General features: G+C 71.2%; 1 protein-coding gene. It reads right to left on the bottom strand.

Annotation, left to right across the window (positions count from 1 at the left end):
- A partial coding sequence (locus JI666_RS21335) for a LysR substrate-binding domain-containing protein (RefSeq protein WP_286171027.1) occupies positions 1 to 260 on the bottom strand: 260 nt, incomplete at both ends.

Below are 260 nucleotides of genomic sequence, written 5' to 3'. Positions count from 1 at the left end.
ACGGGCTCGGCCTCGAGCCCCGGCCAGTTCCCCTGTCCGAAGCGGATCGCAAGATCGATCCCGTCGCGGCGCAGATCGGCCAGCGCGATGCCGGGCACCAGCCGCACCTCGACATCCGGATGCGACGCCCAGAAACCGCCGATGCGCGGCATCAGCCAGCTTTCGGCGAAAGAAGGGGTCAGCGCCACCACCACCGGCCGTACCCGATTGCGGTCGCGCAGGCGCGTCACACCCTCGGCGATGCGGCCGAACCCGTCGCC

This window comes from Bacillus sp. NTK071 (assembly GCF_017303315.1).
GTDB lineage: Bacteria > Bacillota > Bacilli > Bacillales > Guptibacillaceae > Guptibacillus.
The sequence above is the reverse complement of the archived record's forward strand: the minus strand, read 5'-3'. Positions and strand labels throughout refer to the sequence as shown.